The organism is Gordonia sp. SCSIO 19800, assembly GCF_018132775.1.
Lineage (GTDB): Bacteria > Actinomycetota > Actinomycetes > Mycobacteriales > Mycobacteriaceae > Gordonia > Gordonia hongkongensis.
This window is the reverse complement of the sequence record NZ_JAGRQM010000051.1, coordinates 1-1,454: the sequence shown is the minus strand read 5'-3', so window position 1 is coordinate 1,454 and position 1,454 is coordinate 1. Positions and strand designations below refer to the sequence as shown.

General features: G+C 61.5%; 2 protein-coding genes. Both read left to right on the top strand.

Going from position 1 to position 1,454, the window contains the following annotated elements; translation table 11 throughout:
- Window positions 1-144: 144 nt before the first annotated feature.
- Window positions 145-459, top strand: a complete 315-nt coding sequence (locus tag KB201_RS24605; protein ID WP_068969944.1) for a transposase — start codon at window positions 145-147, stop codon at window positions 457-459.
- Window positions 456-1,349 (top strand): IS3 family transposase, encoded by an 894-nt coding sequence (locus KB201_RS24600; protein ID WP_211540886.1) that lies wholly within the window; start codon window positions 456-458, stop codon window positions 1,347-1,349. Before KB201_RS24605 ends, KB201_RS24600 begins: the two co-directional genes overlap by 4 nt.
- The last annotated feature ends 105 nt before the right edge of the window (window positions 1,350-1,454 follow it).

Sequence of the window (1,454 nt, the reverse complement as noted above, 5' to 3'; positions counted from 1 at the left end):
CAACCCGAACAACGACTGCATCCACCCCAACCGATTCACCACCGCAGCCTGCGACACCGTCACACCCTTCGGCCGACTGAGCCTCCCCAGTTTGAGTGGACACCGAGATAGTGGGGCCAGGGGTCCTGCTGGAAGGATGTCGACATGTCCAGGAGGCGGTCGTTTACGCCGGAGTACAAGGCTCAGGCTGCTCGTCGGGTGATTGATGGTGGTCGGCCGATCACCGAGGTGGCTCGGGAACTCAATGTGCATGAGAATCTGCTGGGCAAATGGGTTCGGGCTGAGCGGCTTCGAGACGGCGTCGCCGATGATGTTCGCAAGGTGCCGCCCGACCAAGATCTGTCGGCGAGTGAACGCTCAGAACTGACCAGGCTGCGTGCCGAACTCGCCGAGAAGGACCGTGATATCGCATTCCTGAAAAAAGTATCGGCGTACTTTGCGGCGCAGCATCATCGGTGAGTCGTTTCGAACTCATCGCCGCGGAGTGCGCCAACCACGACGTGACGAAACTTGTTGCTCTCCTGGGTGTGTCGCGGTCCGGATTCTACGCGTGGGCAGATCGGCAACATCGTGTCGAGTTGACGCCCCGACAGCAGCGGCGCCGGGATCTGGAAGTGAAGATTCTGGCGCACTGGCAGGCCTCGCGACGCATCTACGGTTCACCGCGCATTACCGCCGATCTGCACGCTGAGGGGGTGGCGGTCTCGGAGAACACCGTCGCCAAGATCATGGCCGAGATGGGCATCGAGGGCATCAGTCCGCGCACGTTCAAGGTCAGGACCACCCAGGTCGATCCGGCCGCGTCGTTCCCGCCGGACCGGGTCGGCCGCGATTTCGATCGCGGCGGCATCAACCTGGTCTGGACCTCCGATATCACCTATCTGACCTGCGGCGAAGGGGACGCCTACCTGTGCGCGATCCGAGACGAGCACTCGCGTCGAGTGCTGGGCTGGTCGCTGGCAGATCACATGCGCACCGAGCTCGTCGAGGACGCGGTGGATGCTGCAGTGCTCACTCGTGGCGGTTCGGTGGCCGGCACCATTCTGCACAGCGACCGAGGCGGTCAGTACACCAGCTACGACATGGCTTCAGCGTGCCGTCGACATGGTTTGCAACGCTCGATGGGCGCGACCGGCATCTGCTGGGACAACGCCGGCGCCGAGTCGTTGTGGTCAACGGTCAAACACGAGAGCTACAAGCGCCACGCGTACGGCAGCTACGCGAATCTTGCTGCCGGACTTGACAATTACATCCGATTCTACAACCATGACAGAAGGCATAGCTCGCTAGGGATGGTCTCACCTATCGACTTCGAAATCAGATCACACACAAGTCAGCAAACAAGCTAACCGTGTCCACTTTTTCAGGGGAACCTCAGACCCGTCGACCCAGACGTGAACAACGTGTACACACCCGCACCACCCGGCACCTCCCCCACACCCGACACCACCTCA